The 266-nt window shown below is 48.9% G+C and carries 1 tRNA gene; it reads right to left on the bottom strand.

Annotation, left to right across the window (positions count from 1 at the left end):
• Positions 1-126 precede the first annotated feature (126 nt).
• Positions 127-202: transfer RNA gene (locus tag SB756_RS30885), tRNA-Thr, on the bottom strand.
• Positions 203-266 lie beyond the last annotated feature (64 nt).

Below are 266 nucleotides of genomic sequence, written 5' to 3'. Positions count from 1 at the left end.
TTCTTTAGACATCGATTGTCCCTCTACGACACGGATAAATCGGTGATATCACCACATCAAACAGGCAACATGCCCGACTTGTTGAATGCAATAAACAGAAGGAAAAAACAGGGAGGAGAAAAGAAGTGGTGCTGATAGGCAGATTCGAACTGCCGACCTCACCCTTACCAAGGGTGCGCTCTACCAACTGAGCTATATCAGCACATCTTGGAGCGGGCAGCGGGAATCGAACCCGCATCATCAGCTTGGAAGGCTGAGGTAATAGC

It is taken from the genome of Pseudomonas sp. SIMBA_068 (genome assembly GCF_046534705.1).
Classification (GTDB): Bacteria; Pseudomonadota; Gammaproteobacteria; order Pseudomonadales; family Pseudomonadaceae; genus Aquipseudomonas; species Aquipseudomonas putida.
This window is presented reverse-complemented; position numbering and strand designations above follow the sequence as displayed.